The following is a 23,849-nucleotide window of genomic DNA, read 5'->3' as shown; positions in this document are numbered from 1 at the left end:
CGAAGCGGGGGTCCGGGGGCGGCAGCCCCCGGACGACGGCCCGCTTCGGCCACGGTCACTGCCTACTTCTTGGACTTGGCTGCCTTGGGTGTCGCCAGGCGGCTCCCACTCCAGTCCTTGCCCACACTGACGCTCTTCGTCGCCGACAGACCCGCCGTCGTCGCGGCTTCAGAGATGTCGCTCGGCTCCACGTAGCCGTCACGGCCCGTCTTGGGCGTGAGGAGCAGGATCGCGCCGCCTTCCTCGATGTACGTGGTGGCGTCCACCAGCGCATCGGTCAGGTCGCCGTCCTCGTCGCGGAACCACAGCACCACGGCATCTGCGACGTCGTCGTACTCCTCGTCCACGAGATCGCTGCCGATGACTTCCTCAATGGCCTCGCGGAGCTCCTGGTCGACGTCGTCGTCGTAGCCGATCTCCTGGACCACCTGCTCGGGCAGGAACCCCAGCCTTGCGGCAGGGTTAGTCCGCTCCTCCGCGTGGTCCGCGGTCGCGCTCACGGGTTGCCTCCTGATCATGTTCGAGAAATGTCCAGCCACGCGCGTGCGCGAAGCATTGGCCGTAGTCCACACGGGCGGGGCGGATCGCGCAAGTACCCGGCCGTTCAGACCGCCGAAACGGTGACGATCCTGGCGGTGTCGCCGCAACTTCAGACAGCGGTTCCCGGGAACAAGTGACCCACGTCACGCCATTCTGCCCGCTTTGCGGTTTTGCTGCTCACCGGTGGCTCCCGAACCTCTCACACATACGTGCGAGATCCGAATCGCTTTACGGAACACGTCACGGACTGGGCGTATCGTTGCGATTTGGCTGCGACCACCCCGGCCCACACCCGGCCCGGACATCTCCTCCGGGGCTACCTCTGAGTAGAGGTGACGTACCCGGCCTCGGGGTACACGATGGGGCCAGTGCATTCGCAGCCCCGGGACAGGCCCACAGCGTGCCCCGGAACAAGTCTCCCGAGAGCGAAGGAACAGCGTGGCTTCCGGATCAGATCGCAACCCGATCATCATTGGCGGCCTTCCGAGTCAGGTTCCTGACTTCGATCCCGAAGAAACCCAGGAGTGGCTCGACTCCCTCGACGCCGCGGTTGACGAACGCGGCCGGGAGCGGGCCCGCTATCTGATGCTGCGGCTGATCGAGCGGGCCCGCGAGAAGCGCGTGGCCGTGCCCGAGATGCGGAGCACGGACTACGTCAACACGATCGCGACGAAGGACGAGCCCTTCTTCCCCGGCAACGAGGAGATCGAGCGCCGCATCCTCAACGCGACCCGCTGGAACGCGGCCGTGATGGTCTCGCGCGCCCAGCGGCCCGGTATCGGCGTCGGCGGCCACATCGCGACCTTCGCCTCCTCCGCCTCCCTCTACGACGTGGGCTTCAACCACTTCTTCCGGGGCAAGGACGAGGGCGACGGCGGCGACCAGATCTTCTTCCAGGGCCACGCCTCCCCCGGTATCTACGCCCGGGCCTTCCTCCTGGACCGGCTCAGCGAGCAGCAGCTCGACGCGTTCCGCCAGGAGAAGTCGAAGGCGCCGTACGGCCTGTCCTCGTACCCCCACCCGCGCCTGATGCCGGACTTCTGGGAGTTCCCGACCGTCTCGATGGGCCTCGGCCCGCTCGGCGCGATCTTCCAGGCGCGGATGAACCGCTACATGGAGGCGCGCGGGATCGCGGACACCTCCAAGTCGCATGTGTGGGCGTTCCTCGGCGACGGCGAGATGGACGAGCCGGAGTCGCTCGGCCAGCTGTCGATCGCCGCCCGCGAGGGCCTCGACAACCTGACCTTCGTCGTCAACTGCAACCTGCAGCGGCTCGACGGCCCGGTGCGCGGCAACGGCAAGATCATCCAGGAGCTGGAGTCGCAGTTCCGGGGCGCCGGCTGGAACGTCGTGAAGCTGGTCTGGGACCGCAGCTGGGACCCGCTGCTCGCGCAGGACCGGGACGGCGTGCTCGTCAACAAGATGAACACCACCCCCGACGGGCAGTTCCAGACGTACGCCACCGAGACCGGCTCCTACATCCGCGACCACTTCTTCGGTGACGACTCGCGGCTGCGCGCGATGGTCGAGGGCATGAGCGACGACCAGGTGCTGCACCTCGGGCGCGGTGGCCACGACCACCGGAAGATCTTCGCGGCGTTCGCGGCGGCCAAGGCGCACAAGGGCCAGCCGACGGTCATCCTCGCCAAGACGGTCAAGGGCTGGACGCTCGGCCCCAACTTCGAGGGCCGCAACGCCACGCACCAGATGAAGAAGCTGACGGTCGCCGACCTCAAGGGCTTCCGCGACCGGCTGCACCTGCCGATCTCCGACCAGGAGCTGGAGGGCGGCGCACCGCCGTACTACCACCCGGGCCGGAACTCGGAGGAGATCCAGTACATGCACGACCGCCGCAACTCCCTCGGCGGTTACGTCCCCACCCGCGTCGTCCGCGCCAAGCCGCTGGAGCTGCCGCCGGAGAAGACGTACGCGAGTGTGAAGAAGGGCTCGGGCCAGCAGTCGATCGCCACGACCATGGCGTTCGTCCGGCTGCTCAAGGACCTCATGCGGGACAAGGAGATCGGCAGGCGTTTCGTGCTGATCGCGCCGGACGAGTACCGCACGTTCGGCATGGACTCGTTCTTCCCGAGCGCGAAGATCTACAACCCGCTCGGCCAGCAGTACGAGGCCGTGGACCGCGAGCTGCTCCTCGCGTACAAGGAGTCGCCGACCGGCCAGATGCTGCACGACGGCATCTCGGAGGCGGGCTGCACGGCCTCGCTGATCGCGGCGGGTTCGGCGTACGCCACGCACGGCGAGCCGCTCATCCCGGTCTACGTCTTCTACTCGATGTTCGGTTTCCAGCGCACCGGCGACCAGTTCTGGCAGATGGCCGACCAGTTGGCGCGCGGTTTCGTACTGGGCGCGACCGCGGGCCGTACGACTCTGACCGGCGAGGGTCTGCAGCACGCCGACGGCCACTCGCAGCTGCTCGCCTCGACGAACCCGGGCTGTGTGGCGTACGACCCGGCGTACTCGTACGAGATCGCGTACATCGTGCAGGACGGTCTGCGCCGCATGTACGGGCCGGACAGTGAGGACGTCTTCTACTACCTCACCGTCTACAACGAGCCGATCCAGCACCCGGCCGAGCCCGAGAATGTGGATGTCGACGGCATCCTCAAGGGCATCCACCGGGTGGGCGAAGGGACTTCGGGCACCATTCCGGCGCAGGTCATCGCGTCCGGGGTCGCTGTGCCGTGGGCGCTGGAGGCGCAGCGGATCCTCGCCGAGGACTGGAACGTCAAGGCGGACGTGTGGTCCGCGACCTCCTGGAACGAGCTGCGGCGCGAGGCGGTCGCGGTGGAGCAGCACAATCTGCTGCACCCGGAGGAGGAGCAGCGGGTTCCGTATGTGACGCGGAAGTTGAGCGGCGCCGAGGGTCCGTTCGTGGCCGTTTCCGACTGGATGCGGTCTGTTCCGGACCAGATCTCTCGGTGGGTGCCGGGGACTTACCAGTCGCTGGGGGCGGACGGGTTCGGGTTCGCCGACACTCGTGGGGCCGCTCGGCGGTTCTTCCACATCGACGCTCAGTCGATCGTGGTGGGGGTGCTTACGGAGTTGGCTCGGGAGGGGAAGGTTGATCGGTCGGTGCTGAAGCAGGCGATTGATCGGTATCAGTTGCTGGATGTGGCTGCGGCTGACCCGGGTGCGGCAGGTGGCGACGCGTAGTTGTAGTACTTCGGCTGGCGGTTCGTTGTGGCTGGTCGCGCAGTTCCCCGCGCCCCTGTAGAGCTGCCCCTTCGGGGCGCTCTACAGGGGCGCTTAATATGCGCAGCATGAAGGATGAGTCTGCGCAGGCTCGTTGGGAGAGGGCGACGCAGCGGCCCCTGATGGTGCTGGCGGTCTTGTTCGCCGGTGCCTATGCGGTGCCGATCGTGGACAGTCCCGCGAGCCGGTCCGTGTCGGTGGCGTGCACGGTCGCCGAGTGGGTGGTGTGGGGCGCCTTCGCCGTCGACTACCTCGTGCGGGTCGCTCTTGCCGAGCGGCGGCGGGATTATGTGCGGCGGCACTGGCTGGACCTGTTCGCCGTGCTGCTGCCGCTGCTCCAGCCCTTGCGGCTGCTGCGGGTCGTGTCCACGCTGATGCTGGTGGGCCGGCGGGCCCAGATGGCGTCTCAGGTGCGGCTGACGACCTATGTCGGCGGGGCCGTGGTAGGGCTGCTGATGTTCGGCTCGCTGGCCGTGCTGTCCGTGGAACGCGCGTCACCGGAAGGGAACATCCGAACGCTGGATGACGCGCTGTGGTGGTCGTTCACCACGATGACGACCGTGGGGTACGGGGACCACGCGCCGACGACCGGAGTGGGCCGGATTCTCGCGGTCGGGCTGATGCTCTCCGGGATCGCGCTGCTCGGTCTGGTCACCGCGAACATCGCCGCGTGGTTCATCTCCCGGTTCGAGATGGACGACGCGGAGGAACGGCGCCAGACGGCGGCGATCGCCGCGCTCACCGACGAGGTGCGGGCACTGCGGGCCGAGGTGGCCGCCCTGTCCGACGGGCCCGTCGGCGCGCTGTCCCCCTCCGGCAGCGCGCCGCGGCCCGGCGATCCTCCGTGTCGTACATGTCTTACGGACCATGCCGTGCGGAGGACTTGACTAACTGTGACCTGCCCCGAGTGCCGATGGGGAGGAATCTTTAGGGGAGTCACTCGGATAGGGGAATTTCCCCGCACATCGCATAGATATATGCGCCGCGCATAGCCATGTGTGCCGGTGTACGCGCCTCAGATGTGCGCGGCGCCCGCCCCCGCCCCGGCGTTCTCCCCACGCTTCGTCAGGAACGCGACCGCTACGGCCACCACGGCCACGCCGGCCGCGACCAGACAGGCCAGGCTCATGCCGGAGATGAAGGTGTCGTGGGCGACCTTCGTAATCTGGGCGACGACCGTCTCCGGAGTGCCCGGTGCCACCGGGGGCACCCCGACCTGGACCGCTTCCGAGGCCTGCGCCTGCTGCTCCGGGGTGAGTTCCGGGAGACCCGCGGCCGTCCAGTTGCCCGCGAGGTCGTTGTCGACCTTGGAGGCCATGACCGCGCCCAGCACCGCCGTACCGAGGCTGCCGCCGATCTGCATCGCCGCCTGCTGGAGGCCGCCGGCAACACCGGACAGCTCCATCGGGGCGTTGCCGACGATGACCTCCGTCGCGCCGACCATGACCGGGGCGAGGCCGAGGCCGAGCAGGGCGAACCAGACGGACATGATGCCGCTGCCGGTGTCCGTCTCCAGCGTGGACATGCCGAACATGGCGATCGCGACGCAGGCCATGCCGCCCGCGAGCGGGATGCGCGGACCCGTCTTGCTGATCATCGCGCCCGCCAGCGGCGAGCCGACGATCATCATCCCGGTGAGCGGGAGCAGATGCAGACCCGCGTCGATCGGGCTCATACCGTGCACGTTCTGCAGATAGAAGGTGACGAAGAAGAGGCCGCCCATGAAGGCGATGGCCATCAGGACCATCAGCACCACGCCCGCCGACAACGGGACCGAGCGGAAGAGGTTGAGCGGGATCAGTGGCTCCTTGACCCTCTGCTCCCAGAACGCGAAGGCCCCGAAGCCCGCCATCGACACCAGCAGGAACAGCCAGGTCCAGCCGGCGCCCCAGCCCCACGCCGGAGCCTTGATGAGCGCCCACACCAGGCAGAACATCGCGCCGGAGAGCAGGGCGATACCGAGCAGGTCGAAGGAGCGCGGGGCGTTCTCCGCGCGGTGGTCGACCAGGATCACCAGGCCGATGACGAGGGCCAGGACGCCCACGGGCACGTTGATGAAGAACACCGACTGCCAGCTGACGTGCTCCACGAGCAGTCCGCCGAGGATCGGGCCGCCCGCGGTGGAGGCGCCGATGACCATGCCCCAGATGCCGATGGCCATGTTCAGCTTCTCGGCGGGGAAGGTGGCCCGCAGCAGGCCGAGCGCGGCCGGCATCAGCAGCGCGCCGAACAGCCCCTGGAACACCCGGAAGGTGACCACCAGGGCGATGCTGCTGGACAGTCCGATGGCCGCCGACGCGGCGGCGAAGCCGACGATGCCGACCAGGAAGGTCTGCCGGTGCCCGAAGCGGTCGCCGAGCTTGCCCGCGGTGATGAGGGTGACCGCGAGCGCGAGGAAGTAGCCGTTGGTGATCCACTGGATCTGCGGGAAACTCGCGCCCAGGTCCTTCTGGATGGCCGGGTTGGCGATGGCCACGATGGTGCCGTCCAGGGCCACCATCATGACCCCGACGGCCACGGATATCAGGGTCAGCCACGGATGGCCGCGCAGCCCCTTGGCAGGCGTGGGATCCAGGGGCGAGACAGGTGCCTTGTCCCCCGGTCCGGTCGTCTCGATGGTGGTCTGACTAGTCATGCGTTCGAGGCTAGTGACAGCCACTGACAATTGACAAACGAGTTCACAAGCCGGTAACTGACACGTCGTCGCCCGATAAGAACGAAGAGGCCTGATCACCATGAGCGGTCTGCGCGAGCGCAAGAAGCAGCGCACCCGGGACGCGCTGGTGCGCGCCGCCCTCGTGCTGTTCACCAGCAAGGGATACGAACACACGACCGTCGACGAGATCGCCGAGGCCGTCGAGGTCTCGCAGCGCACCTTCTTCCGCTACTTCGCCGGCAAGGAGGACGCCGCCTTCGCCGTGCACCGCATCGCGGAGGCGCACTTCATCGAGGCGGTGCGCGGACGCCCGTCCCACGAGGCCCCGCTGGAGGCACTGAGCCGGGCCGTGCTGGACGGCTGGCACCACATCAACGAGGCCGTGGAGTCCGTCGTACCGCCCGAGTTGCAGATGCGCATGTACCACGTGATCGAGTCGACTCCGGCGCTGCTCGCCGCCCACATGCGCCGCTCCGCGGAGACGGAGGAGGCGGTGGCGCGACTGATCGCCGAGCGCGAGGGCGTCGACGTGGACGTGGATCTGCGGCCACGGGTGGTGGTGGCCCTGTTCAGCGGGCTGATGCGGCTGACGGAACGGCGGTGGGGCGCGGGAACGGACCTGAGTGTGGCCGCGATGCGCGAGCTGACCAGCACGTACCTCGACGCGATGGGGCCGGCGCTGGCGGGGAACTGGCGTACGGAACCGCAATGACGGGCCGTACGCGTGTGCGTACGCGCTGATATTCCCAGTGACGGTTATCGAAACGTGATCCCCGTCACTCGGTTAACGCGAGACCCTCTCGTTCTCCTAGTGTGTCCTTTCAGTGACTTCCTTCGACACCTCCCCGCAACTGAACGTCTGGCGCGCACTGCTCGCGCTGGCCGTGGTCTTCGTGATGCTCGCGACGACCGGCTGGACCGCGGTCCGCAGCCATCGCACGCCCTCACCGCTCCAGGCGTCGCTCTCCGCGTGGGAGCACGGCCGGATCGGCGGCCACGCGCTGCCCGACCCGGACGCGGCACCCGGCCGGCTGGCCAGGTTCTTCGCCTCGCTCACCGTCCACCAGCAGACCCGGCTCGTCCGGAGCTATCCGCTGGCGGTCGGCAACATGAACGGCGCCCCCGTCGCGCTGCGCTACCGCGCCAACCGGATCGCGCTGCACGCGGCCCGGGAGACCGAGCGGGTGCGCATGCACGACAACCGGCTCTCACCCGTCGGCCAGCACGAGGCGGGCCGCCGGATGAACCGCTACGACGACCTGCTGGCGTACGGCCGCCAGATCCTGGCCTTCGACCCCGAGGGCAACGGCCGGGTCGCCGAGGTCCTCGGTGACCTCGACCGGGCACAGCGCGTCTCGGTGGTCGTGCCCGGCGTGGACACCGACGTCCTCACCTTCCAGCGCACCAACCGCAAGTACTCGGCGCCGGTCGGCATGGCCTCGGCGCTGTACCGCGCGGAGTGGGAGGCGAGCCCGACGACGCGTACGGCCGTGATCGCCTGGGCCGACTACACCGCGCCCAACGGGCTCGGCATGGACGCGGCGACCGCGATGCGCGCCAACTCGGGCGCGCTGCGGCTGAACGCGCTGGTGCGCGCCCTGCCCGGCCGGGCGCCGGTCGCGCTGTACTGCCACAGCTACGGCTCGGTGGTGTGCGGGGTCGCCGCGCACGCGCTGCCGGGCCGGGTGACGGACATCGCGGTGGCCGGCAGCCCCGGGATGCGGGTCGAGAACGCGGCTCAACTGCGCACCTCGGCCCGGGTGTGGTCGATGCGGGACGCCGACGACTGGATCCAGGACGTGCCGTACCTGGAGGTCGGCGGCCTCGGACACGGCGCCGATCCGGTGTCGTCCGCGTTCGGCGCCCGGGTGCTGTCCGCGCGGGGCGCGAAGGGGCACGGCGGCTATTTCGAACCGGGTACGGAGAGTCTGTACAACTTCGCCGAGATCGGCGTCGGCGCGTTCGACGCCGTGCGCTGCGACCGGCGGGATCAGAACGATGGCAGCGATCAGCAGAACCGCAAGGATGACGTGTGTCTGAAGGGTTTGTCCGACGGGGCGATGGCCGGACGCGCGTAGAAGACGCAGAAATCACGGTGTGCCCGGGGAGGGGACTATGAAGCTCTTGCCGCATACGATGAGCCGCATGGGTGACGTACTGGCCGGATTTCATGCCGCCTGGGAGTTCGAGTCCGACTCCGTGCTCATCCGCTTCGAACGGGGAATCCGTACGCCGAAGCTGTTCCAGGCACTCGGTGAACGCCGGATCCCGCTGGAGGCGATCGCGGGGGTGACGCTGACCCCGGGCAAGCGCGGGACGGTGGTGCTGCGCGCCGAACCCCGGCCGGGCGCCGACCCGTTGATGGAGGCGGCCGACGGCCAGCTAAAGGAGGGCTGCGACCCGTACCGGCTGGTACTGCCGGCCGACAAGGAGACGCTCGCCGAGTACTACGCCGACGAGTTGCGCGCCCAGCTGACCCAGCAGGGCCCTGCTGAAAGGTTCCTGGTGGCCGCGCCCGAGGTGCCGCGGGCCTTCAAGGCGTACGACGCGAAGGCGTCCTTCGACGGCCGCGCGGTGTCCTTCCGCTGGTTCTGGACGGGCGCGTCGTCGGCGAAGTGGAAGGCCGGCGACCAGACGTTCCCGGTCGCCGACCTGAGCGGGGTGGAGTGGCGGTCACCCGAGGTGTTCGAGGGGTATCTGCGGCTGCTGCGGGGGGCTTCGCCGGTCGATCAGGCCGCGCCGGTCGACCAGGATCCGGCGTCGGTGATGTTCGGGCTGGGGTACGGGCCGGTGCACGAGTCGTTGCCGTTCGCGGCGGCGGTGTTGGCGGCGGTTCGCTCCGCGGGTGGGGCGGCTGCGGTTCAGTTGAACTCCGGGCGGCGTGATCCGGGGGATGTGGCTGAACGGATTCGGCATCTTGGGGAGTTGCACTCGGCGGGGCTGGTGACGGATGAGGAGTTCTCTTTGAAGAAGGCTGAGTTGTTGGCGGAGTTGTAGGCGCCTACGGGGGTGGGGGGCTGCGGTCGTCGGCGGGTGCGGGTCCGTTGTGGTTGCTCGCGCAGTTCCCCGCGCCCCTAGAAGACCTCTCGTCCCGCCGATGCGAAGCTCATGTCGGGGTAGCGGGTGCCTGCGACCGCTGCGGCGATCGGCGTCAGTAGGGCCAGGTCCTGCTCGGTGAGCACAATGCGTGTCGCCGCTGTGTTCTCCTCGACCCTTGTCCTCCTCCGTGTGCCCGGGATCGGGATCACCGGGAGGTTGTGCACGGCCGCCTGTTGTTGGACCCAGGCCAGGGCGATCTGGCCGGCCGAGGCGCCGTGGGACTCTGCCACCGCTCGGATGGGGGTCAGGAGGGCCGCGTTGGTGGTGGCGTTGGTGCCGGTGAAGCGGGGCTGGGTGCGGCGGTAGTCGTCCTCGGTGAGTTCCTGGTCGGCGTTGGTGAAGCTGCCGGTGAGGAAGCCCCGGCCCAGGGGGGAGTACGGGACCAGGGTGACGCCCAGTTCGCGGGCCGTCGGGACGACCGAGGCCTCGATGTCCCGGCTGAACAGGGACCACTCCGACTGGACGGCGGCGATCGGGTGCACGCCCTGGGCCGCGCGCAGCTCCGGGCCCGTGACCTCGCTCAGGCCCAGCTGCTTGACCTTGCCCTGGCGCACCAGGTCGGCCATCACGCCGACGGTGTCCTCGATGGGGATGTTCACGTCACGGCGGTGCATGTAGTAGAGGTCGATGACGTCGAGGTCTAGGTTGCGGAGGCTGGCCTCGACCGCCTGGCGGATGTAGGCCGGGTCGTTGTTGACGACCCGTGGGCCCGTGATGCCGGCCGGCATCGCCAGGGCGAACTTGGTCGCGACGACGACCTCGTCGCGGTGGGCCTTGAAGAACGGGGACAGGAAACGTTCGTTCTCGCCGTCGCCGTAGGCGTCCGCCGTGTCGTAGAGGGTCACGCCGAGTTCGAGGGCGCGCTCCAGGGTGGCGCGGGCCTCGTCGGCGTCCGTGGGGCCGTACGCGACGCTCATGCCCATGCAGCCGAGGCCCTGTACGCCGACCTCGGGGCCGTCGGCGCCGAGCGGGGCGGTGGTCAGCCTGGTGGTGTCGTCGTTCGTCATCGGGCACTCTCCACCTGTCGGGCGAGACCCGCGTCGAGGTCCGCCTCCGCGTAGAAACTGATCTTCCGGTCGAGTACGGCGAGGGTGTCCTGGAGTTCGGTGATCCGGTCCAGGACGGCCCGGCGGGTCGATTCGAGGAGTTCGAAGCGTTCGCCGTACGTGTGGTCGCCCTCGCGCACCAGTTCGGCGTACCGCACCATGTCCGCGACCGGCATCCCGGTGAGCCGGAGCTTGCCGACGAAATCGAGCCAGTCGAGGTCGCGGTTGCTGTAGCGGCGCTGGCCGGTGTGGGAGCGGTCGATGTGCGGCATCAGCCCGATGCGCTCGTACCAGCGCAGGGTGTGCGCGGTCAGTCCCGTGAAGACGACGACCTCGCTGATCGTGTAGCGGTCCTGTCCGTCCGGGCGCCGGTCCTGGCGCCTCGGGCCCGCACAGTCGTCGGAGTTCGTGGTGGGGTTCGTGGTCTCCAGCACCGTCATGGTCCCCACGCTAAAACCTTGGAGTGCACTCCAAGCAAGCGGAATCCTCGATATTGCGGAGACTTGGCCGGTCCCGGCTCATTAGCGTACGGATCATGACTCTCGTACGCCGTGCCACTCCCGATGACGCCGAAGAGCTGCTGCGACTGCGTCAGGTGATGATCGACTCGATGCACGGGGCGAACACCGACCCCGCCTGGCAGTCGGAGTCCCTGGCCACCGTGACCGCGAGGCTGGCCGATCCGGACAGCGGTTTCGCGGCGTTCGTCGTCGACCATCCGGACCGGCCCGAGCGGCCGGGCGCGCTGGCCGCGCTGGTCGTGGGGACCATCGAGTACCGGATCGGACGGGCGGGCAATCCGCACGGGCGGGTCGGGTTCGTGTTCAGCGTCGCCACGGATCCGGACGCGCGTCGGCGGGGGTACGCGCGGGCGTGCATGGAGGCGCTGCTGGAGTGGTACCGGGAGCAGGGGGTACGGCAGATCGACCTCACCGCGTCCCCGGAGGCGGAGCCGCTGTACGCGTCGCTGGGGTTCACGCGTCAGCCGGACCCCTACCTGCGGCTGAGGTTGCCCAGCTCCTAAGCTCGACGGCATGTCGTCGAAGTCGTCGGATTCGTTGAAGAGCCTCGCGTCGATCGAGAGCTGGCCCGTGCCCACCGCCGCCGCGGCCGTCGTACGGGCGGACGGTGCCGTTCTCGGCGGCCACGGTCCGCTCGACCACCGGTTCGCGCTGGCCTCGGTCACCAAGCCGATCGCCGCGTACGCCGTGCTCGTCGCGTACGAGGAGGGCGCGATCGAGCTGGACGAGCCGGCCGGGCCGCCCGGATCGACGGTCCGGCACCTCCTCGCGCACACCTCGGGGCTCGCCTTCGACGAGCACCGTGTGATGGCGCCGGCCGGGGAGCGGCGGCTGTACTCCAACGCCGGGTTCGAGGTGCTGGGGGATCATGTGGCGAAGGCGGTGGAGATGCCGTTCGCGGAGTATGTGCGGCAGGCGGTGCTTGAGCCGTTGGGGATGGGGGCCACGGGGGTCGAGGGTTCGCCGGCCAAGGACGGTGTGTCGACCGCCGGGGACCTGGTGCGGTTCCTCGCGGAGGTGCAGGCGCCTCGGTTGCTCGATGTGCGGACGGTGGCCGAGGCGATGACGGTGCAGTTCCCCGGGACGAAGGGGGTGCTTCCCGGGTACGGCCACCAGAACCCGAACGACTGGGGTCTGGGGTTCGAGATCCGGGGCTCGAAGTCGCCGCACTGGACGGGGAGTTCGTCTTCGGCTCGGACGTTCGGGCACTTCGGGCAGGCGGGGACGTTCGTGTGGGTCGACCCGGTGGTGGGGGTGGGGTGCGTGGCGCTGACGGATCGGGCGTTCGGGGCGTGGGCGGTGGGGGTTTGGCCGGGGTTCACGGATGGGGTGGTGGGTGAGCTGCGGGGCTGAGGCCTTGATCTTTTTCGCCCCCGCCGCCCCTACCCGTCCCATCCCCGGGGGCTGCCGCCCCCGGACCCCCGCTTTGTCCTCAAACGCCGGACGGGCTGACATACCCAGCCCGTTGGGGGTCCCCCCTCTGGGGGAGTTTGAGGACGAGCGCGTTCAGCGCGATACGGGGGTTCGGGGGCGGAGCCCCCGAAGGATGGGACGGGTAGGGGCGGCGGGGGCGAGGGAAATGCTGGTCCTAGCTCGGTAGCTCCCACACCAGCAACTCCGTCGCCGTCACACCTATCGCCTCCGCCCCCTCCTCCCCCGTCAGCCTCACCGCGTCCCCCTCCCCCAGCTTCTCCGCCCCCAGGCGGACCTCCCCCCGCACCACGTGGACGTACACGCACGCCGCGTCCGGTACCGCCGTTCGTTCGCCCGCCGACAGGCGGCGGATGTGCAGCATCGCGCCCGCCTCCGGGATCGCGTACGGCGTGGAGTCCGCGATGCCGTGGACCGTCTCGTAGGACGGGGTGCCACCGGGGTGCAAGGGGGCCAGCCAGGTTTGGATGAACGTCAACGGCGCCGGTCCGGCGTTGCGTTCCACGTGGCGTACCCCCGCCGCCGCGCTCAGGCGTTGCACGTCCCCGGCGACCACCACCGTCTCCCTGCCCGTCGAGTCGCGGTGGGTCAGCTCCCCCTCCACCACCCACGTCACGATCTCCATGTGGCTGTGCGGGTGCTCGTCGAAGCCCGCGCCGGGAGCCAGCCGCTCCTCGTTGCAGGCGATCATCGCGCCGAAGCGCAGGTTGTCCGGGTCGTAGTGGGGGCCGAAGGAGAAGGCGTGCCAGGATTCGATACCGGCCGCCGGGTCACCCCCTGGATAGCGCTCGTCCGCGCGCCGTACGTCCATCACGCACCCACCGTAGACCCGACGCCGCACGCCCCCGTCCTGATAAGGCAGTCTTGTCCCGTGCCCGAACCCGAATCCCATCGCCCCGCGCCCACCGCCCGTCCCGAGCACCCGCACCCGGCGACTCTGAAGCGGCTGGAGAAGTCGTCCGGGAGTCTTGCCGCGCAGGCGATCACGCGCATGGACGAGACGCTGTCGTGGTACCGGGTGATGCCACCGGAGAACCGTTCCTGGATCGGGCTGGTCGCCCAGGCCGGTATCGCCGCCTTCACCGAGTGGTTTCGGCATCCTGATGCGCCCCAAGCCATCTCCACCGATGTCTTCGGTACCGCTCCCCGTGAGCTGACCAGGGCGATCACCCTGCGGCAGACCGTCGAGATGGTCCGTACGACCATCGAGGTCATGGAGAGCGCCATTGACGAAGTTGCCGCTCCCGGTGATGAAGGTGTGCTGCGTGAGGCTCTGCTCGTCTACGCCCGTGAGATCGCCTTCGCCACCGCACAGGTGTACGCCCAGGCCGCCGAGGCACGGGGTGCCTGGGACGCCCGGCTTGAGTCCCTCGTCGTCAATGCCGTGCTCAGTGGGGAGGCCGACGAAGGGGCCGTTTCGCGGGCCGCCGCGCTTGGCTGGAATTCGCCCGACCATGTGTGTGTGGTGCTCGGAACCGCCCCCGACGGTGACAGTGAGTTGACCGTCGAGGCGATCCGGCGGGCCGCCCGGCACGCCAAGTTGCAGGTGCTCACGGGGGTGCTCGGGGACCGGCTTGTCGTCATCGCGGGCGGGAACGACAACCCCCTCGCCGTCGCCAAGTCGCTGATCGGGCCTTATGCCGCCGGGCCCGTCGTCGCGGGGCCGATCGTGCCCGATCTGCTCGCCGCCACCCGGTCCGCGCAGGCCGCCGCCGCCGGGCTCAAGGCCTGTTCCGCCTGGCAGGACGCTCCGCGACCCGTGCTGGCCGACGATCTGCTGCCGGAGCGCGCCATCGCCGGCGACCCCGGCGCGCGTGACCAGTTGGTGGAGGAGATCTACAGACCACTGGAGGAGGCCGGGTCCGCGCTCCTGGAAACGCTCTCCGTCTATCTCGAACAGGCGAGCAGTCTGGAGGGCGCGGCACGAATGCTCTTCGTTCATCCCAACACCGTGCGCTACCGGCTTCGACGTGTGACTGACGTCACCGGCTGGTCGCCTTCAGATGTACGATCCGCATTCACATTGCGGATCGCGCTGATTCTCGGGCGCCTGGCCGATGGAGATCTCCAGCTCTAGGCTTTTGTCGGGCCCCTACAAAACCCCCTGCCGTTCTTCGTCCCTGTCCCCACGGGCGGCCGTGCCCGTAACCAAGAGAGAGTGTGAGAGTGCTCGTACTCGTCGCTCCCGGCCAAGGCGCCCAGTCGCCCGGCTTCCTGACTCCTTGGCTCGAACTGCCCGGTGCCGCCGAGCGCGTCGCCGCGTGGTCCGACGCCATCGGGCTCGACCTCGTCCACTACGGGACCGAGGCCGACGCCGACGCGATCCGTGACACCTCGGTGGCCCAGCCGCTGCTGGTCGCGGCCGGGATACTGTCCGCCTCGGCACTGGGTGCCATGGGCGGCGACCTCGTCCCGGGCGCCGTCGCCGGGCACAGTGTCGGTGAGATCACGGCCGCCGCCTTCGCGGGGGTACTGGACGACACCGCCGCGCTGACCCTCGTACGCAAGCGCGGCCTGGCCATGGCCGAGGCCGCCGCCGTCACGAAGACCGGTATGGCGGCGCTCCTCGGTGGTGACCCCGAGGTCAGCGTGGCCCATCTGGAGAAGCTGGGGCTGACCCCGGCCAACGTCAACGGCGCCGGGCAGATCGTCGCCGCGGGGACGATCGAGCAGATCGACGCCCTCGTCGACGACAAGCCCGAAGGTGTGCGCAAGGTCGTCAAGCTGCAGGTGGCCGGGGCTTTTCATACCCATCACATGGCTCCGGCTGTTGATGTGCTCGCCGCTGCCGCCAACTCCCTGACGCCCGGCGACCCGACGATCACGTATGTCTCGAACAAGGACGGGCAGACCGTCGCCGACGGCTCCGAGGTGCTCGCGCGGCTGGTCGGGCAGGTCGCCAACCCCGTGCGCTGGGACCTGTGCATGGAGACGTTCAAGACGCTGGGCGTGACCGCGTTCGTCGAGGTGTGCCCCGGCGGCACCCTCACCGGGCTCGCCAAGCGGGCGCTGCCCGGCGTGAAGACCCTGGCCCTGAAGACCCCCGCCGATCTCGACGCCGCTCGTGAGCTGATCGCCGAGTCGCTGATCCCGACCTCTGCCGCTGACGCGGCGGGTGCCTGAGAGGAGCTCCGCGCAATGTCGAAGATCAAGCCCGGTAAGGGCGCACCGTACGCGCGCATCCTGGGTGTGGGCGGGTACCGGCCGGTCCGGGTCGTGCCCAACGACGTGATCCTGGAGACGATCGACTCGTCCGACGAGTGGATCCGCTCCCGCTCCGGCATCGAGACCCGGCACTGGGCCTCCGACGAGGAGACCGTCGCCGCGATGTCGATCGAGGCGTCCGGCAAGGCGATCGCGGACGCCGGCATCAGCGCCGAGCAGATCGGCGGCGTGGTCGTCGCGACCGTGTCGCACTTCAAGCAGACCCCGGCCGTGGCCACCGAGATCGCCGACAAGCTGGGTACGGCCAAGGCCGCCGCGTTCGACATCTCGGCGGGCTGCGCGGGCTTCGGCTACGGCCTGACCCTCGCCAAGGGCATGATCGTCGACGGCTCGGCGGAGTACGTACTCGTCATCGGCGTCGAGCGGCTGTCCGACCTGACCGACCTGGAGGACCGGGCGACCGCCTTCCTCTTCGGTGACGGCGCGGGCGCGGTCGTCGTGGGCCCCTCCCAGGAACCGCACATCGGTCCGACCGTATGGGGCTCCGAGGGCGACAAGTCGGACACGATCAAGCAGACCGTTCCCTGGAACGAGTACGACAGTTCCGGCAAGTTTCCTGCGATCACGCAGGAGGGCCAGGCGGTGTTCCGCTGGGCCGTGTTCGAGATGGCGAAGGTCGCGCAGCAGGCCCTGGACGCGGCCGGGATCACCCCGGACGACCTGGACGTCTTCATTCCCCACCAGGCCAACGAGCGGATCATCGACTCGATGGTGAAGACACTGAAACTGCCGGAGCACGTCACGGTCGCACGCGACGTGCGCACCACCGGCAACACGTCGGCAGCCTCGATCCCGCTCGCGATGGAGCGGCTCCTGGCGACCGGCGAGGCGAAGAGCGGCGACACCGCGCTCGTCATCGGCTTCGGGGCGGGTCTCGTGTACGCCGCGACGGTCGTTACCCTCCCCTAGGCACCCCGCACCGGATCCGGATCCCCGGAACCGGCACGGGGACAACTGCCAACCCTCTCTGGATAGATACACAAGAAGGAGCGCCTGCCATGGCCGCCACTCAGGAAGAGATCGTCGCCGGTCTCGCCGACATCGTGAACGAGATCGCCGGCATCCCGGTTGAGGACGTCCAGCTGGACAAGTCCTTCACCGACGACCTGGACGTCGACTCGCTGTCCATGGTCGAGGTCGTCGTCGCCGCCGAAGAGCGCTTCGACGTCAAGATCCCCGACGAGGACGTCAAGAACCTCAAGACGGTCGGCGACGCGACCGCGTACATCCTCAAGAACCAGGACTGACCGCGGGGGCTGGAGCGCCGGTCCGCTGACCGGTTTCCTCAGTCCCTCAGCCCCGCCACCCGGCGGTGGCGCCGTTCTCCCCGCCTGTGCGGGGGTTGTCCTCCCGTATCCGTTGGAGAAGGAATTCCCGTGAGCCCGACCAATCGCACCGTGGTCGTCACCGGTATCGGCGCAACCACACCGCTGGGTGGCGACGCGGCCTCTACCTGGGAGGGGCTGGTCGCCGGCAAGTCCGGTGTCCGTGCCCTGGAGCAGGAGTGGGCGGCCGAGTCGGCCGTCCGTATCGCCGCACAGATCGCCGTGGAACCGTCCGAGATCATTCCGCGGCCCCAGGCCCGCCGGCTGGACCGCTCGGCGCAGTTCGCGCTGATCGCGGCCAAGGAGGCGTGGGCCGACGCAGGCTTCACCGAGCGGGCGGGCGAGGGCGCCGCCGAGGGCGAGAGCCCGGCCGTCGACCCCGACCGGCTCGGTACGGTCATCGCCTCGGGCATCGGCGGAGTGACGACCCTGCTCGACCAGTACGACGTGATGAAGGAGAAGGGCGTACGCCGCGTCTCCCCGCACACCGTGCCGATGCTGATGCCCAACAGCCCCTCCGCCAACGTGGGTCTGCTCGTCGGCGCCCGCGCCGGTGTGCACACCCCGGTCTCCGCCTGCGCGTCGGGCGCCGAGGCCATCGGGTACGCCATCGAGATGATCCGCACCGGCCGCGCCGACGTCGTCGTCGCCGGTGGTACGGAGGCGGCCATCCATCCGCTGCCCATCGCCGCCTTCGGCAACATGATGGCGATGTCCAAGAACAACGAGAACCCCGAGGGCGCCTCGCGTCCGTACGACACGGGCCGCGACGGCTTCGTGATGGGTGAGGGCTCCGGTGTGATCGTGCTGGAGTCCGCCGAGCACGCCGCGGCGCGCGGTGCGCGGGTGTACGCGGAGGCGGTCGGCCAGGGCATCTCGGCCGACGGTCACGACATCGTGCAGCCGGAGCCGGAGGGGCGCGGGATCTCCGCGGCACTGCGGAATCTGCTGGCCGCGACGGATCTCGATCCGGCGGAGATCGTGCACGTCAACGCGCACGCCACGTCCACCCCGGCCGGTGACGTGGCCGAGCTGAAGGCGCTGCGGAATGTGTTCGGCGATGACGTCGACCACATGGCCGTGTCCGCGACGAAGTCGATGACGGGGCATCTGCTGGGGGGTGCGGGTGGGGTCGAGACGGTTGCGACCGTGCTCGCGCTGTACCACCGGGTTGCTCCGCCGACGATCAATGTCGAGGACCTTGATCCCGAGGCCGATGCGGACATCGTGCGTGGTGAGGCTCGTAAGTTGCCTGTCGACGGGCGAATCGCCGCGCTGAACGACTCGTTCGGGTTCGGTGGGCACAACGTGGTGCTGGCGTTCCGGTCGGTTTGATCTTTGCCGTGAACGCGGGTGTGGCCCGGACTCCTTGTTGGAGTTCGGGCCACTTTTCGTTGTGTGTCGGCCGCCGGTCGGTGGGGGCTGGTCGCGCCCCGCGGCGGAGCCGCAAATGTGCACAGCCCCGCGCCCCTAAAGACACCACTGAACGCCTGGTTATACGACCTGGTGGAGCCATCTCACCGGGGCGCCCTCGCCCGCGTATCTGAAGGGCTCCAGTTCGTCGTCCCAGGGCTTGCCCAGGAGTTTGGCCAACTCTGCCTCCAGGTCCGTCTCGCCCCGCTGGGAGCGGGTCAGGGCGGCGCGGAGGCGGTCCTCGGGGATGAGGATGTCGCCGTGGATGCCGGTGACTGCGTGGTAGATGCCGAGGTCGGGGGTGCAGCTGTAGCGCTCGCCCTCGGCGGTGGCGCAGGGTTCGGCGGTGACCTCGAAGCGGAGCAACTGCCAGCCGCGCAGGGCCGACGCGAGCTTGGAGGCCGTGCCGACCTGGCCCTTCCAGGAGAACTCGGAGCGCCAGGTGCCGGGCGCGGCGGGCTGGCGGATCCAGTCGAGGCTGACGCGGGTGCCGAGCACCCCGGCGACGGCCCACTCGACGTGCGGGCACAGCGCGCGCGGCGCGGAGTGCACGTACAGAACTCCACGTGTCGTCACTGGGACCTCCGGACAGAGCGGGACATCTTGCTAACTGGCTGAGCGGCGGCGGCAGGGCAGCCACGTTGATGGCGAGGCTACCGTGCGGCGGCACGAGGAGTGCGACGTACGGTCGGTCCCGATGCCATGAAACGCCCGCCATTCACCCAGGGGGACGCTTGTACGGGTGTGCGACGTTGCGATGTTTGGGGCATTAGTTGTTTTCGGTTCGGGAACTTGCGTGCGTTGTTATGGGCGAGGGGCGTTGCAGGCCGACCGAGGGGACCCAGGGGATGCGGAAACGAAGTCGTCGTTCGCGGGCCGTCGTTGCCGTGGGGTCGGCGGCGGTTCTGCTGGGTGTCGCCGGGTGCGGTTCGGGTGGTGACGGATCGCCGGCTCCGGACGGGACGCGGGCGAAGGCGAAGCCGTCGGCGAGTCCGGCGTCCGCCTGGGACCGCAGTCCGGCGTCCGTGGCGGCCGTGGGCGACTCCATCACACGTGGCTTCGACGCCTGTTCGGTGCTGTCCGACTGTCCCGAGGTGTCCTGGGCGACCGGCAGCGACAAGGAGGTCAACAGTCTGGCGGTACGGCTGCTGGGGGCGTCCGGGGCCGCTCGGCGGAGCTGGAACCACGCCGTCACCGGGTCCCTGATGGACGATCTGCCCGCACAGATGACGAAGGCCGCCGTGCACCGGCCCGCGCTGGTCACGGTGATGGCGGGGGCCAACGACGCGTGCCGGTCGTCGGTGGCGGACATGACGTCGGTGGCGGACTTCCGGGCGTCGTTCGAGCAGGCGCTGCGGACCCTGCGTACGGCCTCGCCGAAGAGCCAGGTGTACGTGGCGAGCGTGCCGGATCTGAAGCGGCTCTGGTCGGAGGGGCGGACCAACTCGATGAGCAGGACGGTGTGGAAGCTGGGGCTGTGCCAGTCGATGCTGGCCGATCCGGACGCGGTCGACCCGGCGGCGACCGCGCGGCGGGACGAGGTGCGGGGGCGGGTGGAGGCGTACAACTCGGCGCTGGAGGAGGTGTGCGCGACGGACCGGTTGTGCCGGTTCGACGGGGGCGCGGTCTTCGACTACGCCTTCGGGACCCGGCAGTTGAGCCCCTGGGACTGGTTCCATCCGAGCCGGGACGGCCAGGCGCGGCTCGCCGAGATCGCGTATCGCGGGGTCACGGCCGCGAAGGCGGTGACCTAGGGTTTTCCGTATGGCCCACATGAACGAACTTTTCGGCACACTTTCCGACGGCACTCCGGTCCACCGCTGGACCCTGGAGCGGGCCGGGGTCCGGGTGCGCGTGCTGACGTACGGCGGGATCGTGCAGTCGGTGGAGGTCCCGGACCGGGAGGGGCGGGCCGTGGACGTGGTGCTGGGCTTCGCTGACCTGGCCGGCTATCTGGCGCACCCGGAGCCGTACTTCGGCGCGCTGGTGGGCCGGTACGCGAACCGCATCGCGGGCGGCTCCTTCCCGCTGGACGGGCGGACCTACGAGCTGGCGCGGAACAACGACCCCAACTCCCTGCACGGCGGCGTCCACGGCTTCGACAAGCGGGTGTGGGACGCGGAGCCGGTCGAGCACGGGGTGCGGCTGTCCCGGGTGAGCCCGGACGGCGAGGAGGGGTTCCCGGGGCGGCTGACGGTCTCGGCGACGTACGCGCTGGACGCGGACGGGGCGCTGCGGATCTCGTACGAGGCGGTCACGGACGCGCCGACGATCATCAACCTGACGAACCACACGTACTGGAACATGTCGGGGCACGCCTCCGGCAGCGCCTCCCTGCACGAACTGCGCATCGACGCCTCGCGGTACACCCCGGTGGACGCGGACCGGATTCCGGCGGGCATCGAGCCGGTGGCGGGCTCCCGCTTCGACTTCGGCAAGGACCGGGAGGTGGGTGCGTGGTACGACCACAACTTCGTCCTCGACAAGGGCCGGACAGCGGACGCGGTGGAGGTCGCCGAGCTGTTCGACCCGGCCTCGGGGCGCTTCCTGACGGTGGCGACGACCGAGCCGGGCCTGCAGCTCTACACCGCCGACCACCTGGGCGAGCCGTTCGGTCCCCGGCGGGGCGTCGCGCTGGAGACCCAGCACTTCCCCGACTCCCCGAACCGGCCCGGGTTCCCGAGCACGGAGCTGCGGCCGGGAAGCACGTACCGCTCGGAGACGGTGTACGGGTTCGGCGTGCGCGACTGAGGGCTGCGGGGCCGAGTGGTGCGGGACTGAGGGGTGAGGTTGGCCCCGGTCCGGGGGTCAGGTCCCGGACCGGGGCCGGCTGGTGGGGGCGGCCGGTGTGACCGACTGCCCTCGCGCTAGACCGTAATCGGCGCGGTGAGCCGGTGGTCGGTGATCGAGCGGCCGACCTGGATTTCGTACGAACCTTTCACAAAGGACCAGGCGTTCGCCTGCTCGTCCCAGATCTCGAAGGCGCGGCGCGGGAGTTCGAGGACGACTTCCACCGTTTCGCCCGGTCCGGCCTCGATCCCGGCGAAGGCGGCGAGCCAGCGGGCCGGGCGGTCGGGGGCCTGGGATTCGGCGAGGGACGGGGCGAGGTACGCCTGGACCACCTCGCGGCCGGGGCGCGTACCGGAGTTGGTGACCCGGACCGTGAGGGTCAGGCCGTCCGCCTCCGCCGTCCCGTAGGTCCAGTCGGTGTAGCCGAGGCCGTGGCCGAAGGGGTACGAGGGGACCTTGCCCTCCTTCTCCCAGGCGCGGTAGCCGATGAACACGCCCTCCGTGTAGGGGAGTTCACCGTCGACCGGGACGACCTGGGTGACCGGGGCGTCGGCCAGGGCGCCCCAGGTGGTGGGGAGCCGGCCGCCGGGTTCCTCGGCGCCGGTGAGGACGTCCGCGAGGGCCGCGCCGCCCTCCTGGCCGGGGAACCAGCTCAGCAGCACGGCGGCCACCTCGTCGCGCCAGGGCAGTTCGACCGGGGAGCCGGCGTTGACGACCACGACGGTGTTCGGGTTGGCGGCGGCAACCGCGCGCACCAGGTCGTCCTGGCGGCCGGGAAGGCGGAGGTCGGCGCGGTCGAAGCCCTCGGACTCGACACGGTCGGTGGTGGCGACCACGACGACGGCGGTGTCGGCGGCGCGGGCGGCCTCGGCGGCCTCGGCGATCAGTTCGTCGGCGGCGCGCTGCGGTTCCTGGTGGCAGAGGCTGAAGCCGACGGACTTCAGCGCCGCGTCCTCGGGGATGTCGACGACATAGGTGAGGGACACCTCGACCGGTGTGTCGGCGGTGAGTCGCACCTCGGCACGGAGTTCGGGGTCGCCGAAGAACGAGATGAACGGGTCGTCGCTGTCGGTGGTCTGGACGTCGTCGTAGTACGTCGTGCCGTCGATGGTGAGGGCGAAGGCGCCGAGGCCCTTGATGCCGAAACTGTGCCGGCCGGTGTGGCGCGGCGTGAAGGTTCCGGTGAGTTCGACGGTGTGGAGCGACTCGTGGGTGACTCCCTCGGGGAGGTCCGCACCCATCCAGTTGATCTGGCCGTTGGGCGCGGAGCCGGTGCCGAGGACCGTGCCTGCGGCGTCGCGGCAGACGGCGTGCAGGGTGAACCCCTTGTCCGCCACGGCCAGTTCGGTGTTCGGGTCGGCGCCGACCGCGTACGTCAGGGCGCCTTCGGGGAGGGCGGCGGTGAGGCCGTCGAGCGGGGAGACGATCCGGGCCGGGAAGACGGTGGCGGAGCCGCCGCCGAGGACGCGGGCGTCGCGGGCGGCGGCTCCGCTGAGGGCGACGGTGTGTCCGGCGGGCAGCGGCAGGGCGTCGCCCTCGTTGCGGACCAGGACGAACGAGCGGTGGGCGATCTCGCGGGCCAATGCCTCGCCGTCGACGGTCGCCGGGAGTTCGGTGACGGCGGGTTCGGCGCCCTCCAGGATGCCGACGCGGGCGGCGAGGCGCAGGACGTTGCGCACGGCGCCGTCGAGGGTGTCCTCGGAGACCTCGCCGTCCCGGACGGCCTGCGCGAGCGGGGCGCCGTAGACCGTCTTCGGGCCGGGCATCGCGACGTCGAGGCCGCCGGTGATGGCGCCGGTGGTGGAGCGGGCGGCCGTCCAGTCGGAGACGTTGTAGCCGTCGAAGCCCCATTCGCCGCGCAGGATCTCGTTGACCAGGTAGCGGTGCTCGCTCATCGTCGTGCCGTTGACCGTGTTGTAGGCGGTCATGATGCCCCAGGGGTGGGCGTTCTCGACGATCGCCTCGAAGGGGGCCAGGTACAGCTCGCGCAGGGCGCGGGCGGAGACCAGGTTGTCGACGGTGAAGCGGTCGGTCTCGGCGTCGTTGGCCACGAAGTGCTTGACGGTGGTGCCGACGCCGCCGGACTGGACGCCGTTCACATAACCCGCGCCGATCCGGCCGGTCAGATACGGGTCCTCGCTGTACGCCTCGAAGTGCCGGCCGCCGAGCGGGGAGCGGTGCAGGTTGACGGTGGGCGCTAGGAGGACGTGGACGCCCTTGCGGCGGGCCTCCTGGGCCAGCAGCACGCCCGCCCGGTAGGCCAGTCCGGGGTCCCAGGTGGCGGCGAGGGCGGTCGGGGAGGGCAGGGCGACGGAGGGGTCGTCGGCGGTCCAGCGGGTGCCCCGGACGCCGATCGGGCCGTCGGACATCACCAGGGAGCCGAGGCCGATCTCGGGCAGTTCGGGGAGCGACCACATGTCCTGGCCGCCCAGCAGCCGGGCCTTGGCGTCCAGATCGAGCTTGCCGAGGGCCGCCTCGACAGCCGCTTCCGTACCCGACATGGGGGTGCCTCCTCATTGAGTGCGAGTGCTGTGTCCCCATCGTGCATCGATTACCTGTAAAGCGGTAGGTTTCGTTACCCTGACGTTACCCG

General features: G+C 69.8%; 21 protein-coding genes. 14 read left to right on the top strand and 7 right to left on the bottom strand.

The annotated features are described in order from the left end of the window. Positions 1 to 62: 62 nt before the first annotated feature. Complete coding sequence (locus tag CW359_RS20510; RefSeq protein ID WP_198655303.1) at positions 63 to 500, bottom strand: DUF3052 domain-containing protein; 438 nt, start codon at positions 498 to 500, stop codon at positions 63 to 65. A gap of 478 nt (positions 501 to 978) precedes the next feature. On the opposite strand from CW359_RS20510, the gene aceE reads away from it, so the two are divergent. Continuing rightward, positions 979 to 3,711 (top strand): pyruvate dehydrogenase (acetyl-transferring), homodimeric type, encoded by a 2,733-nt coding sequence (gene aceE / locus CW359_RS20505; RefSeq protein WP_105971450.1) that lies wholly within the window; start codon positions 979 to 981, stop codon positions 3,709 to 3,711. Positions 3,712 to 3,818: 107 nt separating this feature from the next. After that, a complete protein-coding gene (locus tag CW359_RS20500) occupies positions 3,819 to 4,637 on the top strand; it encodes a potassium channel family protein (protein WP_198655302.1) in 819 nt (272 codons plus the stop codon). Between the two features lie 128 nt (positions 4,638 to 4,765). On the opposite strand, the gene CW359_RS20495 is transcribed toward CW359_RS20500, so the two are convergent. Then, positions 4,766 to 6,385, bottom strand: a complete 1,620-nt coding sequence (locus CW359_RS20495) for an MFS transporter (RefSeq protein WP_105971448.1) — start codon at positions 6,383 to 6,385, stop codon at positions 4,766 to 4,768. A 100-nt stretch (positions 6,386 to 6,485) separates the two neighbouring features. Between CW359_RS20495 and CW359_RS20490 the strand changes: the two genes are divergently transcribed. From CW359_RS20490 to CW359_RS20480, 3 genes are all read left to right on the top strand, one after another. Continuing rightward, positions 6,486 to 7,118 (top strand): TetR family transcriptional regulator, encoded by a 633-nt coding sequence (locus CW359_RS20490; RefSeq protein ID WP_105971446.1) that lies wholly within the window; start codon positions 6,486 to 6,488, stop codon positions 7,116 to 7,118. Between the two features lie 112 nt (positions 7,119 to 7,230). Further along, positions 7,231 to 8,484: an alpha/beta hydrolase gene (locus CW359_RS20485; protein WP_105971445.1), complete on the top strand. Its 1,254-nt coding sequence runs from the start codon at positions 7,231 to 7,233 to the stop codon at positions 8,482 to 8,484. A gap of 58 nt (positions 8,485 to 8,542) precedes the next feature. Continuing rightward, a complete protein-coding gene (locus CW359_RS20480; RefSeq protein WP_105971583.1) occupies positions 8,543 to 9,403 on the top strand; it encodes a DUF4429 domain-containing protein in 861 nt (286 codons plus the stop codon). Positions 9,404 to 9,480: 77 nt separating this feature from the next. Here the strand turns inward: CW359_RS20480 and CW359_RS20475 are convergent, their stop codons facing one another. Together CW359_RS20475 and CW359_RS20470 are read right to left on the bottom strand one after the other, a co-directional pair. After that, positions 9,481 to 10,512 (bottom strand): aldo/keto reductase, encoded by a 1,032-nt coding sequence (locus tag CW359_RS20475; RefSeq protein ID WP_105971444.1) that lies wholly within the window; start codon positions 10,510 to 10,512, stop codon positions 9,481 to 9,483. Beyond that, entirely contained in the window at positions 10,509 to 10,991 is a 483-nt protein-coding gene (locus CW359_RS20470; RefSeq protein ID WP_198655301.1) for a MerR family transcriptional regulator, read from the bottom strand. The genes CW359_RS20475 and CW359_RS20470 overlap by 4 nt, the downstream gene beginning before the upstream one ends. 95 nt (positions 10,992 to 11,086) lie before the next feature. On the opposite strand from CW359_RS20470, the gene CW359_RS20465 reads away from it, so the two are divergent. After that, entirely contained in the window at positions 11,087 to 11,575 is a 489-nt protein-coding gene (locus tag CW359_RS20465; RefSeq protein WP_105971441.1) for a GNAT family N-acetyltransferase, read from the top strand. 10 nt (positions 11,576 to 11,585) lie between these two features. Then, positions 11,586 to 12,425, top strand: coding sequence for a serine hydrolase domain-containing protein (locus CW359_RS20460; RefSeq protein WP_105971440.1), 840 nt, complete (start codon positions 11,586 to 11,588; stop codon positions 12,423 to 12,425). Positions 12,426 to 12,660: 235 nt separating this feature from the next. Here CW359_RS20460 and CW359_RS20455 read toward each other — a convergent pair whose 3' ends face one another. Next, positions 12,661 to 13,314, bottom strand: a complete 654-nt coding sequence (locus CW359_RS20455) for a pirin family protein (RefSeq protein ID WP_105971438.1) — start codon at positions 13,312 to 13,314, stop codon at positions 12,661 to 12,663. 60 nt (positions 13,315 to 13,374) lie between these two features. Between CW359_RS20455 and CW359_RS20450 the strand changes: the two genes are divergently transcribed. The 5 genes from CW359_RS20450 to CW359_RS20430 all read left to right on the top strand — a co-directional run bounded on the left by CW359_RS20450 (position 13,375) and on the right by CW359_RS20430 (position 18,388). Continuing rightward, on the top strand, positions 13,375 to 14,580 hold the full coding sequence (locus CW359_RS20450; protein WP_105971436.1) for a PucR family transcriptional regulator: 1,206 nt from the start codon (positions 13,375 to 13,377) through the stop codon (positions 14,578 to 14,580). Positions 14,581 to 14,669: 89 nt separating this feature from the next. Beyond that, on the top strand, positions 14,670 to 15,626 hold the full coding sequence (locus CW359_RS20445) for an ACP S-malonyltransferase (protein ID WP_105971435.1): 957 nt from the start codon (positions 14,670 to 14,672) through the stop codon (positions 15,624 to 15,626). A gap of 15 nt (positions 15,627 to 15,641) precedes the next feature. Further along, positions 15,642 to 16,637: a ketoacyl-ACP synthase III gene (locus CW359_RS20440; protein WP_105971433.1), complete on the top strand. Its 996-nt coding sequence runs from the start codon at positions 15,642 to 15,644 to the stop codon at positions 16,635 to 16,637. 89 nt (positions 16,638 to 16,726) lie between these two features. After that, entirely contained in the window at positions 16,727 to 16,975 is a 249-nt protein-coding gene (locus CW359_RS20435; protein ID WP_105971431.1) for an acyl carrier protein, read from the top strand. Positions 16,976 to 17,104: 129 nt separating this feature from the next. Beyond that, complete coding sequence (locus CW359_RS20430; RefSeq protein ID WP_105971430.1) at positions 17,105 to 18,388, top strand: beta-ketoacyl-[acyl-carrier-protein] synthase family protein; 1,284 nt, start codon at positions 17,105 to 17,107, stop codon at positions 18,386 to 18,388. 159 nt (positions 18,389 to 18,547) lie between these two features. Here the strand turns inward: CW359_RS20430 and CW359_RS20425 are convergent, their stop codons facing one another. Next, the gene (locus tag CW359_RS20425) at positions 18,548 to 19,042 is read right to left on the bottom strand and encodes a DUF3145 domain-containing protein (protein ID WP_006374635.1); all 495 of its coding nucleotides are present in this window, start codon (positions 19,040 to 19,042) and stop codon (positions 18,548 to 18,550) included. Between the two features lie 272 nt (positions 19,043 to 19,314). Here CW359_RS20425 and CW359_RS20420 point away from each other — a divergent pair, with 272 nt between their 5' ends. Then, positions 19,315 to 20,220, top strand: a complete 906-nt coding sequence (locus tag CW359_RS20420) for an SGNH/GDSL hydrolase family protein (RefSeq protein WP_105971428.1) — start codon at positions 19,315 to 19,317, stop codon at positions 20,218 to 20,220. Between the two features lie 19 nt (positions 20,221 to 20,239). Further along, entirely contained in the window at positions 20,240 to 21,217 is a 978-nt protein-coding gene (locus CW359_RS20415) for an aldose epimerase family protein (protein ID WP_105971581.1), read from the top strand. Positions 21,218 to 21,333: 116 nt separating this feature from the next. On the opposite strand, the gene CW359_RS20410 is transcribed toward CW359_RS20415, so the two are convergent. Beyond that, positions 21,334 to 23,757, bottom strand: a complete 2,424-nt coding sequence (locus CW359_RS20410; protein WP_105971427.1) for a beta-glucosidase family protein — start codon at positions 23,755 to 23,757, stop codon at positions 21,334 to 21,336. Positions 23,758 to 23,849: the final 92 nt, after the last annotated feature.

Origin of the sequence: Streptomyces geranii (genome assembly GCF_002954775.1) — a bacterium.
In the GTDB taxonomy this organism is placed as follows: domain Bacteria; phylum Actinomycetota; class Actinomycetes; order Streptomycetales; family Streptomycetaceae; genus Streptomyces; species Streptomyces geranii.
This window is presented reverse-complemented; position numbering and strand designations above follow the sequence as displayed.